This is a genomic window from Pirellulales bacterium (assembly GCA_035533075.1).
Lineage (GTDB): Bacteria > Planctomycetota > Planctomycetia > Pirellulales > JAICIG01 > DASSFG01.
In genome coordinates, this window is sequence record DATLUO010000002.1 from 1 (window position 1) to 14,824 (window position 14,824).

General features: G+C 64.0%; 13 protein-coding genes. 2 read left to right on the forward strand and 11 right to left on the reverse strand.

Annotation, left to right across the window (positions count from 1 at the left end; genetic code table 11):
* Window positions 1–394, forward strand: a 394-nt coding sequence (locus tag VNH11_00185) for a putative PEP-binding protein (GenBank protein HVA44775.1), incomplete at its 5' end; no start/stop codon positions are given.
* 216 nt (window positions 395–610) lie between these two features.
* Here VNH11_00185 and VNH11_00190 read toward each other — a convergent pair.
* From VNH11_00190 to VNH11_00225, 8 genes are all read right to left on the reverse strand, one after another.
* Window positions 611–1,591: a hypothetical protein gene (locus VNH11_00190; protein ID HVA44776.1), complete on the reverse strand. Its 981-nt coding sequence runs from the start codon at window positions 1,589–1,591 to the stop codon at window positions 611–613.
* A gap of 145 nt (window positions 1,592–1,736) precedes the next feature.
* Window positions 1,737–2,663, reverse strand: coding sequence for an ABC transporter ATP-binding protein (locus VNH11_00195; GenBank protein ID HVA44777.1), 927 nt, complete (start codon window positions 2,661–2,663; stop codon window positions 1,737–1,739).
* Window positions 2,664–2,797: 134 nt separating this feature from the next.
* Window positions 2,798–4,969: a hypothetical protein gene (locus VNH11_00200; GenBank protein HVA44778.1), complete on the reverse strand. Its 2,172-nt coding sequence runs from the start codon at window positions 4,967–4,969 to the stop codon at window positions 2,798–2,800.
* A 158-nt stretch (window positions 4,970–5,127) separates the two neighbouring features.
* Window positions 5,128–5,391, reverse strand: coding sequence for a MazG nucleotide pyrophosphohydrolase domain-containing protein (locus VNH11_00205; protein HVA44779.1), 264 nt, complete (start codon window positions 5,389–5,391; stop codon window positions 5,128–5,130).
* Window positions 5,392–5,447: 56 nt separating this feature from the next.
* On the reverse strand, window positions 5,448–7,925 hold the full coding sequence (locus VNH11_00210; GenBank protein ID HVA44780.1) for a tetratricopeptide repeat protein: 2,478 nt from the start codon (window positions 7,923–7,925) through the stop codon (window positions 5,448–5,450).
* Between the two features lie 235 nt (window positions 7,926–8,160).
* Complete coding sequence (locus VNH11_00215) at window positions 8,161–8,331, reverse strand: hypothetical protein (GenBank protein HVA44781.1); 171 nt, start codon at window positions 8,329–8,331, stop codon at window positions 8,161–8,163.
* The gene (locus VNH11_00220) at window positions 8,328–8,474 is read right to left on the reverse strand and encodes a hypothetical protein (GenBank protein HVA44782.1); all 147 of its coding nucleotides are present in this window, start codon (window positions 8,472–8,474) and stop codon (window positions 8,328–8,330) included. Before VNH11_00220 ends, VNH11_00215 begins: the two co-directional genes overlap by 4 nt.
* Before the next feature lie 40 nt (window positions 8,475–8,514).
* Complete coding sequence (locus VNH11_00225) at window positions 8,515–8,790, reverse strand: hypothetical protein (protein ID HVA44783.1); 276 nt, start codon at window positions 8,788–8,790, stop codon at window positions 8,515–8,517.
* A gap of 821 nt (window positions 8,791–9,611) precedes the next feature.
* Between VNH11_00225 and purM the strand changes: the two genes are divergently transcribed.
* The gene (gene purM / locus VNH11_00230) at window positions 9,612–10,673 is read left to right on the forward strand and encodes a phosphoribosylformylglycinamidine cyclo-ligase (protein ID HVA44784.1); all 1,062 of its coding nucleotides are present in this window, start codon (window positions 9,612–9,614) and stop codon (window positions 10,671–10,673) included.
* Between the two features lie 157 nt (window positions 10,674–10,830).
* Here the strand turns inward: purM and VNH11_00235 are convergent, their stop codons facing one another.
* From VNH11_00235 to VNH11_00245, 3 genes are all read right to left on the reverse strand, one after another.
* The gene (locus VNH11_00235) at window positions 10,831–12,678 is read right to left on the reverse strand and encodes a transketolase (protein HVA44785.1); all 1,848 of its coding nucleotides are present in this window, start codon (window positions 12,676–12,678) and stop codon (window positions 10,831–10,833) included.
* 87 nt (window positions 12,679–12,765) lie between these two features.
* Window positions 12,766–13,335, reverse strand: coding sequence for a sigma-70 family RNA polymerase sigma factor (locus tag VNH11_00240; GenBank protein ID HVA44786.1), 570 nt, complete (start codon window positions 13,333–13,335; stop codon window positions 12,766–12,768).
* On the reverse strand, window positions 13,335–14,453 hold the full coding sequence (locus VNH11_00245) for a hypothetical protein (protein HVA44787.1): 1,119 nt from the start codon (window positions 14,451–14,453) through the stop codon (window positions 13,335–13,337). Before VNH11_00245 ends, VNH11_00240 begins: the two co-directional genes overlap by 1 nt.
* Window positions 14,454–14,824 lie beyond the last annotated feature (371 nt).

The following is a 14,824-nucleotide window of genomic DNA, read 5'->3' on the forward strand; positions in this document are numbered from 1 at the left end:
GGCGGTGCGGGCCGAAGAGATCGCCAAGGGCGCCGAGTTTTTCAGTTTCGGCACCAACGACTTGACGCAGACGACGCTGGGCATGAGCCGCGACGACTACGCGGGCTACATCAACTACTATCGCGAGCACGACATCGTGCCGAGCGACCCGTGCCAGACGATCGACCGCGACGGTGTGGGCCACCTGATGCAACTGCGCGTGGAGGGCGGTCGCCAGAGCCGGCCGAAGCTGAAGGTGGGCATTTGCGGCGAGCACGGCGGCGACCCGGCGAGCGTGGTGTTCTGTCACGAGATCGGGCTCGACTATGTGAGCTGTTCGCCCTTCCGCGTGCCGATTGCCCGGCTGGCCGCCGCGCAGGCCGCCGTGGCCGAGAAGCTGGCCAAGAAGAAGTAGACGGTAGCAGGGGTGCCCAGATTGCAGACAACGAACGTGCCACCGCCCCTGCAAGCGCAAATGAACTTATTGAACGCCTTCGGCGAGTTATCGAATCGGACGAGGTCCGTAATCGGCTCGGCTCGCTGCATCGCAAGGAATACGATGCCGTTGCCATGCTCGCACCAGCCAGGCGTTGGGCGCCAAGCGCGACGGCCGCGCGGTGCCGGCGACCTGCTAGGCCATGCAGGCCATGCAGGCCATGGCGCGAATCTCGCCGAACTCGTGCGGCAGCTTGGTCCAACGATCGCCGCCGTCGGGCGAATGATAGACCTCGCCGCTCACGCTGTAGGCAAAGATGTCGTCCGGTTGCGAGGGACTAAGGGCAAAGTCCCAGATGGTCGAGTTCGGCGTGCCGGGCAGCGCCATCCGCTCCCACGTCCGCCCGGCGTCCGGGCTGCGCCACGCCGCGCCGACCGTGCCGGGCGGGCCGTCGCCGTTGCCCAAGAAAAGCACTTCCGGCCGGTCGGGCCGCTGTGCCAGGCCGCGGCAGTAGGCATGGCCAAACCGCTTGCCCACCCGTTGCGGTTGCCAGGTTTCGCCGTCGTCGTGGCTGATGTTCAAGTCGTTGTTCGTCGTGGCCAGCAGCGTGCGCCGGCCATCGGCGCCGGGCACGATGGCCAGGCCATGAATGTCGGCCGAAGACAGGCCGCGGCCGAGCTTGTGCCACGTTTCACCGCGGTCGCGGCTCGTCCAGACGCCGTCGATCTCGACGCCCGCCCACAGCCGGTCGCGATCGAGCGGATCGACGCGCAGCGTGGTGACGCGGTTGTAGACAATGCCGGGGCATTCTTGGGCCAGCTCGGCGGCGCAGGGCCGCCACGCGCCACCGCCATCGGTCGAGCGAAAGATGCGCGCCGGGCGCGTGCCGGCCAGCAAGCTGTCGGCATGACGCGGATCGCTCAACAGCGACCAGGTGACCAGGTCGTTCATGGGGGCGTCGAGCCGCTGCCAGTTGTCGCCGCCGTCCAGCGTGCGCCAGACTCCCTCATTGGTGCCGGCATAGATCGGCGACGGCGGCCGGGTATCGACCGCCAACGCCCGCACGTCGCACTCGACGAACATTCCTTTCGACGAACGCGACCAGGTGGCGCCTCCGTCGGTGCTGCGCCAGACGCCTTCGCCCACCGTGCCGACGAACAAAACCGGATTGGTCATCGCTTGCTCCTCGCGAAAGAACCGATTGCGGAGTGAATAAAAAAACCGGCTCGCAGGCGGGGTCAGATACCTGGAGCCGGGCAAGCCCAGAAACTTGTCCTGGGACGTTCAGCGTAACGATTGGCCCCCTCCGCTGCAAGGAGATTTAGGCCGTGATTCCCTTCGTCAACTCCATAAACGCCGTTTCGAGGTTGACCTCTTCCTCCTTGAACAGCGTCAGGCGAAAGCCGGCGCCGATCAGGGCCGTGGGCAAATGGCTGTAGTCCTGCGAGCCGGCCGCCAGCTTCACCGTCATCACGCCGTTCGTCGCCGAGACGTTTTCCACGTTGGGCTGGGTTTCGAGCAGCCGGGCGGCAGAGGCGTTGTCGCCCACTACGCCGATCTTCAAGATCGGCTGCCGACGCACGCGACGCATCACTTCCTCGACGTCCGAATTCACTTCCAACACGCCGCGCTCGATAATGCCGATTTTATTGCAGATATCGGCCAGCTCGGGCAGAATGTGGCTGGAAACCATGATCGTTTTGCCCATCTTCCGCAATTCTTTGAGAAGCTGCCGGATTTCAATGCGGGCACGCGGGTCGAGGCCGCTGGCCGGCTCATCGAGCAGCAACACCTGCGGATCGTGCAGCAACACGCGGGCCAGGCCCAGCCGCTGCGTCATGCCTCGCGACAGGCTGGTCACCAACGCCTGCCGCTTGTAGCCCAGGTCGACCAGATCGAGAACTTCATCGCAGACCTTCCGACGCTTGGCTCCCTTGATGCGGTACGCGGCGGCAAAGAACTCCAGGTATTCGATGACTTTCATGTCGTCGTAGACGCCGAAGAAGTCGGGCATGTAACCGATCAGCCGCCGGATTTCTTTGGGGTGCGTGTAGATCGAATGGCCGCAGACGTAGGCTTCGCCCCAGGTGGGGTTGAGCAGCGTGGCCAGGATCTTCATGGTGGTCGTCTTGCCCGATCCGTTGGGACCGATGAAGCCGAACACGTCGCCCGCGTCGAGCTTGATGTCGAGGTGGCTGATGGCGTGCAGGTCGCCGTAGACCTTGGTGAGATCGCGAGTTTCTATCATGCGGTGCTTGAGGGTTTTTCGGACGTAGGGTGGGACCAGCGAGCTTGCGAGCGCCGGCCCACCATCGAAGGGTTCAGGGTTCAGGGTTCAGAAACACTTGAATTGACTTTTGCCTAGCGCCTAACGCCTAACGCCTAACGCCTCACTGCTTCATCCTTCATCCTTCTGCCTTGATCGAGTGGGACAAGAAAGCGATAGAAGGTGGCGTGCTCGTTTTGGGCATCCTCGAGTGGCTCTCCGTCGCGGAGAATGTCGGCGGCGGGCCGGTCGGCTTGTCCCCACAGGATCGCCTGGCCGAGCTGCAGGTGGTCGCTGAGGTCGATGCATTGCTGATAGCGGTTCAGCAGTCCGGTGTAGGTACGTCCGTTGGCGGCCTCATAAAACATCATCTGCTGCAAGATCGAGCGCGGATTGAAGCTGGCCGGATCGTAGGGCGTCGCCATCTGTATTAGGTCGTCGCGGTCGCGTTCGCGGACCAGCTTGAAATCCTTCAACAGCGCCACCAGGTCGCGTTGCTCGCCCGGCCGCACGCGCACGGGACTCCCCGGCGGCAGTTCGTCGAACTCCCAGGCCCATCGTCCCGCCACCAGCAAGCAGCGCCGCAACGGCAGCCCGAGCCGGTTGATCAGCGTCCCCTCCACGACGTCGTCGCGGCCCGACGTGAGGTCGGCGTCGAGCGTGGCGGTCGCTTCGGTTTGCCAACGGCCCACGAAGCTTTTCGACGACCAGATCGGCACCGGAACGTCCTCTAACTGCGAGCGGTCAGCGACAAAACGATAGGGCCGCGCCACGCCGCTGGGAGCCGCAACCGTGTGTTCCATTCCGCCCAGCACATTGCCGGGCAATCCTTGCCACGACAACAGCACCTCGTGTGGTTCGTCCGTCCGCGAGTCGCCGATCTGCGGCTTCAAGGAAAGATTGTAGGTTGTCGTGGCGGGGCTGAAGAGGTTGAACCAGGTGCTGCCGCGAACGCGGCCGCTCGCCAGGTCGACGTCGACCAGGTCGATCTGGTTCACCAACAAACGCTGGCTCTTCATGCGACTGGCCGCCCAAAAAACGCCGCCGCACAAGGCCACCACCACCAGCGGAAACGTGATCCAGGTCAACTCCATCTTCCGCACCACGGTCTTCAGCAGCAAGAAGTCGAGCGGTCCGACGAGAGCGATGTACACCGCGGCCAGCGCCGCCACGGCCCAAAACGGAGCCAGAGAGACGCCGCGAAACTGGTCCAGCGCGCTCCGCAATTGTGCCGAGAGATCGACCAGACCAAGCTGCGCGGCGGGCGGCGGCACGTCGCTGGAATCGTTGCCTGCCGCCACCTTGCCGCGCTGGCCCAACAGCCGTTTGAGCGACAAATTGCGGCCGGCCCAGTCTGCCAGGGGCGGCCGGCTGAAATCGACCGCCGAAAACGTCACTTCGCCGAAAACATAAGACCGGCGGACAAAGAGCGGAAAATCGCCCTCGGCCAGATCGACGTGCCCCTGCACGTCGACGAGCCGGACGGCCTCAACGGACCGTCGCTGACCGCGCGGCCAGCGCAGCGGCACGCCGCCCAGCATCTCCAAAGCGGTCGTGCGGTTGAGCATTGCCACTTCCTCCAGCCGGCCCGGCAGAAACCTCGCCAGGGGACGGTCGCTCGACAGGTGATGCGGACTGTCGGTGCCGAGCGCCAGCAGCAGACGGCCCCCTTCCGTCAACCAACGCTCCAGTGCCGCCAGGCGCTTCGACCCATCGGTGAACGCGGCGTCAAGGCCGGGCGGAGCGGGACCGAGGACCAGCTTTTCGACTCCCTCGTAGCCCAGCCAGTCGTCGGGCAGTTGTGCGGCGTCGGACAGGTTGATCACGTTGGTCCGATCCAACGGACCGCGCACGCGGCCGATCGCCTCTTCGACCCCGATGGCGGTGCCGAGCGTGAGCACCAAACTCTGCGTCGAGGGAAATGCCTTGTGAAACTCCACGTCCGTGATACCGCTGCCGGCCTGAAATGTTTCCGTGGCCCAGACATGCTCGCCGTCGCCGAAGCGAAGCGTGAGCGAGCTTTGCAAAGCGCCGAACTTGAGGTAGCTCGTGACGCGCGTCTCACTGCCGGCCGGCACTTCGACCGGTTCCGTAACCAGCTCGGTGCGGACCGCATCGCCGTCGGGCAGCGACAGCGACAGTCGCCCGGTCACGGTCCGCGGGCCGCCCCGCAGCGTAACTTCGACCGGCGTCCAGAAGCCGACCCTGTAATTCCCCTTGAAACCGACGCGCAACGCCGCGACCGAGACGCCGCCGTCAGCACGTACCGGGGCATTGAAGAGAAGCACGACGATCGAAAAGGTTGCGAGCCGGAGGAATTGCAAATTGCGAATTGCAAATTGCAAATTGCAAATTGACAAGAATCCGCCCCGCCGATCCGTCGCCTGACGCCTGACGCCCGACGCCTGACGCCTCCTGAACCCTGAACCCTGAACCCTGAACCCTCTCATGGCTTCTCCGCGTCGGCACAGGTACAGACAAAGTTGCCGCAGCCCGGACAGCCGGCGCCGTATTTGCGCGTGATCGCTTCGGCCAGATCGACGCCGGCCACGTTGGCGATCGTCGTCAGCCAGGCCAACACGTCGGCGAACTCGCCGAGCCGTTCCTCGTGCGTGCCGCTGCGCAGCGAAGCGGCCAACTCGCCGACCTCTTCCATGAGCCACATAAAAGTGCCGTCGACGCCGCGGGCCAGGTCCTTTTCGAGATACATGTCTCGAATGAGCTGCTGGAACTGGCGGAACGTGGGATCGCTATTGTCGGCTGCGTTCACGGGGAAAGCTTCTCCAACGCCTGGCGAGCTTCCATGTCGTCGGGATCCAATTGCAATGCCACTTTCAATTCCTCAACCGCGGCCTCACGGCGTTCTTGACCGGCCAACGCCAGGCCCCAGAAGCGATGCGCCACGGCGTCCCACAAGTCGGCCTGAATCGCCTGGCGCGCCCAGCGCTCGGCCCCGACAAAGTCGCCGGCAGCCAACGCCAATTGCGCCAGCTTTTTACGCACGAGAAGGTTGTCTGGGTCGTTCTCGGCGAGTTTTTTTAACACATTGGCGAGATTGGCGTCGTCGCCACTCTTCAGGTACAGTCGCGCCAGCAGCTTGAACCAGCGCAGGTCGTGCGGCTGCGCTGCGGCTGCCCGTTCGCTTTCGGCGGCCAGTTCGCCCAGCCGCTCCTTGTCGTCACCGGCCGCGGCCAGCCGCTTTTGCGCTTCGTCGATCGACAACGCGCCGGCCGCTTTCCGAGGCGCGAGCTCTGCCGCCAGCTCCTTCATATAGGCCAGATAGCCGGCTTCGAAAGCGGCTTGTTCGACGCCGAACGACCGCCGCAGCGCCGCGCACGTGTCGAGATTGTCGGCGTAGGCGGCCAGCATTTTCGCCAGGGCGTCGTCGCCGTAGCACTTGAGCATGTATTGCGCATAGAGCTGCGACTGGCAATAGGCGAGTTGCCAATCGGCGCCAGACGCCGGCCGGACAAAGCCCAGGTTGATGGTGTCGAGATGGAACAGTTCGCCCTTCGGCACGCGCTGGACGAGCAGCGTGTTCCACTCTTGCGGCCGCGGATGCCCCTCGACCTCCACGGCCAGCGCCTCGGTGAACCAATGCGGCACATTGAAACTCGTCTGCTGCAAGTTGAGCACGTGGACGAACTCGTGCTTGAGCACCCGCGCCCAGTTGAACTTTTTCCGCAGCTCGCGGGGACTCGTCAGCGCCACCACCTTGCCGGCGCAGGCCCCCACCGTGCTCACATAGGGCAGGCCGACCATGCGGGCACTGAACCAGGTGTGCGCATCGCTGCTGCGGGCGCGGGAGAAAAACTCGAACAGCGATTTCTGCGGCGGCTCAAAGCCAAACCGTTTGACCAGCAACGGGTAAACTTCGTCTTCCAAATAGCGGCTGGCATAGCGGGCCAGCAGCTCGTCCTGGCCGCGGTCGAACTTCAACACGAAATGCGGAGTCTCCAACACGGCGTAGCCGTCGAGCACCTCCAACACTTTCAGGCTGTTGGCCACGCGCACGTTAAACGGATCGATGTCGAAGGATTCATCCAGCAAGCGTTTCGCCTCGGCTTCGTCGCCCAGGCGCAGGCACATCAGCCCCAGCGCCCCGCGCGGCGCGGTCAATTGCGGCATCCGCTCCAGCGCCTCGCGATAATAACGGGCGGCGGCGGGGAAGCGGCGCGAGAGATCGAGCGTGGCACCCAACGTGTAATAGAAATCGCCGGCGTGAGCGTTGCGGCGATCGACCTCGTCGAGGATGTTCGCCACGCGCTCGGACGGCGGTCCGTCGTCGGCGATGCCATCCACGACGGCGTAGGCCGCCGCCAGCCGGCCCAGCGTTTCCTCGTCGAGCGGATTGAGCTTGAGCGCCGCCTCCAAGACAGCGATCGCTTCGGGCGCTTGAAAGTTCGCCAGTTCCACGTCGGCCTTGAGCTGCTGTGCGGCGAGCGACCGCGGATTGATCTCCAGGGCGCGGTCGATGTGACGGCCGGCCGCTTCGAGCTGAAAGTCGGCCAGCGCCAGGGCGGCCAGCGCCGCGTGGACCTCGGCCGCGTTGGCATTGATCGCCAGAGCGGCCTTCAGCTCGCGCGTCGCTTCGGGCTGGTTGTACTTTTCCAGGTACAACATGCCCGCCTCGTAGTGGGCGGGCCAATAGTCGGCGTCGAGCTTCAGAGTGTCGGGCAAGAGTTCGTTTACCAAAAACGAGAACTGCTCGCTGAGCCTACGCCAACGGGCGAACTGGGCTGCGCCGAGTCCGATCCAGTGCAGATCGTCAGCCGTACACTCATCGTGGTCGTTGTAGTAATCGACCAACCACTTATAACCCGCCTCCGCCTGGTCGAGTTGGCCCGCGGCGCGCCAAAGTTCCGCCTGCCACCAGCGAGCGGACAACGAATCGGGGGCGAGCTTCAGCGCCTCGTTGGTTTCGCGTTGGGCAGCCTGATAATCTCCGCGCTGGAAAGCCAAGGCCGCCCGCTCGGCGTGCAATTCAGCGGCGCTTGCGTCCGCGTCAGCCACCTTTTTCAGGACCGCATCGGCCTCGTCGTACCGGCCTTGTGCGGAGGCGCAACGGGCCAAGCCGATGGCGGCGGCGACGGCCTGATTGTCGGCCAGCTTCTGGTACGCCTCGCTGGCTTCGGCGTATTTGCCGGTGAGGTAGAGATGCCGTGCGGCGGCCAACTCATCGGTGGCCGATACGGCGGAGGCGTGCGGCAACGCCAGGAAACAGAGGCACAACGAGATTGCCAAGGGTTGCCGCATCGCCGCTTTTGCCGGAACGGAAAAACGCCCCCTTCCTCCTTCGAGTACCGCGGGCACGCTAACAATATCCTCATAAACCGCTTCAACTTACGTTAACTGATTACCGTCGCGCCTTCAAGCATCTCCCGCGTGCGGCGGGCGGTAGTGATTCCTTTTCAGCCACTGTCAAATCAAATCCGTTATTTTTAGTCAGGTTCGTGGTGAAGCCGGAAAGCGGGCAGTATTATTCCTCACGAAGGAAATCCGCAATGTTCTTCTCGTTCGGCCAGACCATCATCCTGGCGACCGGCGGCAGCGAATGCCAGAGCAGCGGAATCGTGACGCAGCCGACTGCCACCACGCCCATCAACCAAAGCAGCGTCTTCAGGGAGAACTGGGGGCGGGGCATGGTCATTGTTTCGGTTTCAGCGTCTGTCTTGTCGCCGGGCGGCTCAGCTTGAATTCCGGTTCAGTCGCCAACTTCTCATCCTCTCGCCTTCTCCGCTCCCGCTCGAAATGGATACCACCAAAAAACGCTGCCGCGACCAGCATCGCCACCAGCAACGCTCGGAGGGTGAATTGAGGGCGGGGCATAGGGCTAAAGATAAAGTTCCAAGATGGCCCAGATCCCGATTAGGAAGGCTCCAAGGAAGGCTACGCCCATGATCCCAGCGTAAACCAAAACGAAAACTCGGAAGCCCACAAGATAGATGGCGGCGGCACAAAAAACCCACGTGCCAGCCACCAGCGAGAACTGCGATGGCCCGTAATTGGGGCCGGTCGATGCAATCTCACGGATGACCCAGGCGGCGGCACAAACGAGCGCCGTCGCGGCCGACACTTGTCGCAAGCGGAACTGAAAACGGCGGGGCATGGGGGTAGTTTAACCGATTTTGTGGGCCGGAAGCCAGCCTGCGATGCGGTCGGTCATGTGCCCCCAAAGTCGGCCGAAATCAGTGGTTTTTGGCCCCAACCACCCCGCCGACGCTACAATGGGCACATGGACACCAGACAAGACCACAGGGATCTTCAGCTCCTGTTTAAGGCGCTCATTATGGCGCAAACCGTCGTCACCGCAGTTGTCATGGCGTGGTTTCTTCTCATGTACCCGCACGAAATGCACGCCCCTGGGGCGGCCAACCTTTTATCGCCTATCGTCAGGTGGAGCATCATTGCCGCGTTCATCAATACAGTAGCGATTGTTGGCCTAATTGCCTCGCGTGCGTGGAAGGCGGTTAGCTGCTCGCCCCGACACGGCGCTGCCTAAATCCCGCGTACCCCCCTAGGCAGCCGAAACTGGGCTTTTATTTGACTTGCGGCCAAATGGTATCACTACCCGGCGAGCGGCACGGTTGGCAAACAACTGCTTCGTGCCGTATTCTGTTCATTCTGCTCACGTGTGCTTTCTCAACCACCCGCCAAGTTGCTATACTTCATGCGGGCGGCAATGAACCATCGTCGGTGGCTGGGGCAGAAGCTGGCCGAGATCGATCCGGCCCTTGCATTACGCTCCGCCGGCCAGCGATGCCCCGGTGGTGGTGCTACCGGGGCATCGCCGCGGCGGAGCGGTCTGCGCGGAACTGCCCACTCGGCGCGGCTCTGCCCCAGCCACCGCCATTCCGTTTCTGTTGTTTAGTCGGGGGTTGTGTTTCTTTGGCCGCTGCCAACCGAGGGGCGGTGAGTTAAGGCGAGCGAGTGGCAAAAGCAACCTACAAAGACGCGGGCGTCGATCTGGACGTCTATCGCGAAAGCATGGCCCGGCTGCCGCAGCTCTTGTCGCGCACGCATAGCCCCCGCGTGCTGCCGCTGGAAGGCGGGTTCGCCGGCCTGTTTCAGCTCGATTTCTCCAGCCCGCTGTTTGCCCGCAGATACGTCGATCCGGTGCTCGTCTCATGTACCGACGGCGTCGGCACCAAGCTCAAGGTCGCACTTATGGCCGGAGTCCACAATACGGTGGGCATCGACCTGGTGGCGATGAGCGTCAACGACGCGCTGTGCTGCGGGGCTGAGCCGCTCTTTTTTCTCGACTATGTGGCCATGTCGCACGACGATCCGCAACGGCTGGAAGGCATCGTGGCCGGGATTTCGGCCGGCTGCATCGAAAGCGATTGCGCGCTGCTGGGTGGCGAAACGGCCATCATGCCCGACCTTTATGCCCGCGGTGATTACGACCTGGCGGGTTTTTGCGTGGGCGTGGTCGAACGCCGACGGCTGATCGACGGCAAGGCAATTGCCGCGGGCGACGTCCTGATCGGAGTGGCGTCCAGCGGGCTGCACTCCAACGGTTATAGCCTGGCCCGCAAGGTCGTCTTCGAGCTGGCGGGCTTCTCGGTCGAAACGCACATCGACGAGCTGGACCGGACCGTCGGCCAAGAATTGCTCGAGCCGACGCGGATTTACGTGCGGCCGCTACGGCGGGTGCTGGCCAATTACAAGGTGAAGGGAGTCGTGCATGGCATCGCCCATATCACCGGCGGCGGCCTGCACGAAAACCTGGAACGCATCTTGCCCGACGGCGTGCAGGCGGTGATCGAACGGGGAAGCTGGACCGCGCCGCCGGTGTTCGGATGGCTGCAGCGGCTGGGCGGGATTGAAGACGCGGAGATGGACCGCGTGTTCAACATGGGCGTCGGCCTGGTGCTGGTGGTCAGCGCCTACTATGCCGACCACGTCCGCCACCAATTTGCCGATTGCGGCGTGCCCGCCTGGCACATCGGGCAGATCGTCGCCGGCCCCCGCGGCGTGCGATGGAGCTAGCCCGGATGATTCACCGGCCCCCGAACTTGGCGCACAGACTGCGCGAACACCAACCCGAAGCGCAAGCGAGCTAAGTCCGTTGCTGATCCTCGCTTGCGCTTCGGGTTGGTGTGGGCCGGTGAATAATCCGGACCAGCCAGAACTCTCACGAGTTCTGCTACGCTCCCAAAAGCGAGCGAACGGCGGTCACGATGTGCTCGGCATCGATGCCGGCCGCGCGGCGAAGTTCTTCGGGACTGCCGGAGCCGGGCATCTTGCGGACGGCCAGCTTGACCACTCGCGGCAGCGGCGAATCGCCGCCCGTGAAAGCGTCGAGCACCGCGTCGCCCAAGCCGCCTTCGAACCAATGGTCTTCGACCACCACCAGGCGGCCCTGTGTGTCGCGGGCCGCCTCGTGCAACGTCCGCTCGTCGATCGGCTTGACCGAATAGGCGTCGATCACACGAACGCCGATTTTTTCGCGGGCCAGCAGGTCGTGCGCGCGGACCGCTTCGTGCAGCGTGATGCCCGCCCCGATCACCGCCACGCGATCGTTGTCGCCGCGGCGCAGCAGCTTGCTGCCGCCAATCGGAAAGCTCTCGTCGGACCCATAGATGACCGGCGTTTTTTCGCGCGTGGTGCGAATATAGGAGACGCCCGGCAGGTCGGCCATGGCGTTGACGAGCTGCCCGGTCTGGTTGGCGTCGCAGGGATAGAGCACGGTGCTGTCGCAAACGGCCCGCATCATGGCCAGGTCTTCCAGCGCCATTTGCGAGGGGCCGTCTTCGCCGATGCTGACCCCGGCGTGCGAACCGCTGAGGTGAATCTTGGCATTCGAGATGGCGGCCATGCGAATCTGGTCGTAGGCCCGTGTGAAGAACGCGGCGAAGGTGGAAGCATAGGCTTTTTTACCCAGCACGCTGAAGCCGACCGCCGCGCCGAGAAGCTGCTGCTCGGCGATGAACATTTCGAAGAAGCGGTCGGGATAGGCTTTTTTGAACTCGTCGGCGTGCGTCGAGTTCGAGACTTCGCCGTCGAGCACAACCACTTCGGGCCGATGGGCGCCCAGGGCCACCAACGCATCGCCATAGGCTTTGCGCGTCGCTTCTTTGCCGCCCACCTCGTATCGTTTGAGGTTGAGCGGCTGGGCCGCGGCCGGCGCGGCGGGCTTGCGATCTTCGGGCCTCGGCGTGGAAAAAGTGCGCTGACGTTCGCCGCCGAGATCCTTGATGGCCGCCGCCGCGAGCTTTTCGTCGAGCGCCTTGCCGTGCCAGCCGTCTTTGTTGGCAATCTCCGTGAAGCCTTGGCCCTTGACCGTCTTGGCGATCAGGCAGGTGGGACGGTCCTGCTTGAGCGCCTCGGCAAACGAGCGGTCGATGGCCGGCAGGTCGTGCCCGCTGAGTTCGACGGCGTGCCAGCCGAAGCTGTGGGCCCGCGCGGCGTAGGCGGCGCTGTTCCATCCCAGGTCGGTCTCGCCGCGCTGGCCGAGGCGGTTCATGTCGACGATCGCCACGAGCTGGTTCAACTTGTAGTACGAGGCCTTGTCGAAGGCTTCCCATACCGAGCCTTCCGCCATCTCGCTGTCGCCCAGCAGCACCCACACGCGATAAGGCAACTTGTCGTATCGGGCATTGAGCGCCATGCCGACGCCGATGGCCAGGCCCTGTCCGAGCGAACCGGTGGCCACATCGACCCAGGGCAGCACGCGCGGGTTGGGATGTCCTTCCAAGCGGCTGCCGAAGCGACGCAAGGTCAACAGCTCTTCGTCGGTGATCGCGCCCGCGGCCTTGAGCATGGAGTAGAGCAACGGGCAGGCGTGCCCCTTGCTGAAGATCAGCCGATCGTTGTTCGGCTGGTGCGGATTTGACCAGTCGAAGCGCAGATATTTGGCCATCAATACGGCCATCAGGTCGGCGGCCGACATCGAGGAGGTCGGGTGTCCGGAGCCGGCCGCGGTAGTGCAGCGGATGCTGTCGATGCGTAATTGAGCCGCGAGTTCCCGCCAATCGTTGAGATTCTCAGCCATGATTCATCGTCCTGATCGCTGTGGAGGTAGCCAGGCAGACAAAAAAACGGTTGCAGGGGAGCAAATGTGATGCCAGGCCGGAAGGCGTCAGGCATCAGGCAGTTGCTTTTCTGCCAACTGCCGCGCGAGATCGTAGAGAATCCGCCGCACGCTGCTGGGGTGCAATCCCGTGCGTTGGGCGATCTCGTCCAGAGACAAGCCCTGACGCTTCATCCGCAGCAGATCGTGATGGGCCGGCGGACAAAGCGTCAGAAGCTGCTGCCAAAGCTCGTCGGTGCGCAGCGATTCGCTCGGTCGAGCGACGTCGTCGGCCAGCGAATCGCAGTCGTCGGGCGAGAGTCGCCGTTCCTTTTCCAGCGCGGTGCGGTGTTGCCGCTGGCGGTCGATCACGCGGTTGCGCGCGGCCCGGTTCAAGAAGGCCCGCAGATGGGCCGCATCCTGAAACGACCAACGCCCCTTTCGCAAGCCGTCGAGCACGTCCGTCCAGACGGAGAGCACGACGTCTTCGGAATCGAGCTTGGTCCGCAGGGCCTGCGGCAACTGGCGGCGAACCAGCGCCCTAAGGCCGGGCGCCACGTTGACGAAAATCTGCTCGACGACCGCGGGGTCGCCGCCCGGCAATTGGCTGAGCAATGTTTCCAGGGGATCGGCGGTCATCAGGAGGCGCTCCTGTGGATTCGTAGCGAGGCGGGTCCGGAGACGAACGTCGCCCAGAGGACTTCACGGGCCTCATTCTCTTCCCGTCGCTGCCCGCCGCGCCAGTGACGGTAGGCCACGCCGGCGCCGACCAGACCCGCAACCAGTGCCGCCTCGCATGTCACGGGCGGACCGGTCAACAGACCGAGCAAACCGTCGCCCAACTCGTCGGCCTCCGCAAGCAGATCGGTGAGAGCGACGCCGAGTGACGCGGCATCGCCTGCGAAGCGGGGCACGAGCAGGTCGTTCAAGACGGAGGCCGCGGCGGTCCAGTTGCCGCCGCTCGGCCGGCCATTCGGAGCGGTCTCGCCGGTGGGACCGTCGAGGTCGCTGCGATTGAACGCCACAAGATGGCTCACCGTTTCGCGGGAGGGAGCGGCTTCGGTAGGCAGTTCTTCGCGATGCAGATGGCTTGTCATCGGGCCGGCGCCAAAGGTGGCCTCGGTTTCGGCATTCTGGCCCGGCGTCGTGGCGGAGCCGGGCGTGGCCTGGCGCTGGCTTTCCAAGATGGCATCATCGTGGGATCCGCCGGAGGGGCTGACGCGAGCGCTGTCAGGCAAGATCGCAGGCTGGCTGGCATCGAACCGCGATTCACGCGCCGTCTCGAATAAACGCAGGTGTGGATCGGACGCGAGGTCGTCTTGCACCAGCATTGTGGCGAAACCGATCAGCGGCTCGAAGTCAGGCGCGACGTCCGCGAAGCGAACCGAGCTATCGCCGTCCAGGTTGCCTGCTTGTGCGAACACGGCTGGAATGGCCCGTGTCGTCGTTGGCGGACTGCCGACGGCGGTGAGAGGCAGGACGCCGCCCAGAGGCGCCAGCCGAAATGCCGGCGAATCGAGAATTTGCGGCGCGGCCGGATCGCCGGCGACGGGCGGTGGCGGAGCAAACTGGTCGTCGCCAACTTCCATCACCGCAAGCGTGCGGTCGTGCCGCCCGCTGTCTACGATCACCGTGGGCGGCGCCGGCGCGGCCTGGAACACGGCAACGTGCGAGTCTTCCGGCGGCGCAGGCAACGGCGCAACGCTCAAGAGCCATCGTCCTTCCAGGCGTTCGATGCCGCTTAAGCGTGAGCGCAAGCTGCCACGGAGGGCAAAGCGTTCGTCGCGCGACCGCGCCCTTCGTCGACTCCGTCCGTGGAAATAATCTTGCCGGTCGGCACTGAACATGGGCTGAATACGCGCTCGGTGGGAGAACCGATGGGAAAACTTGATTGTATTCTTCCCCGAAAAAGGGGGCAAGCCGGGAAAAAGGCGCGGGCAGCCCATCGCTTCATTCCCGGCAATTGCGTAAGCTGAAGACTGCCGATATGCCGTTACGATCTGGACGACCGGCAAAACTCGAACTTGTCGCCGGGGCCCGACATCAAAGGAATGCGCCGCGTGCCGTTACTTTCGCTGAAGGCGCGTCGCCGCGAGCCTGAATGGATGGACCAGCCGGGTCTGGAGGC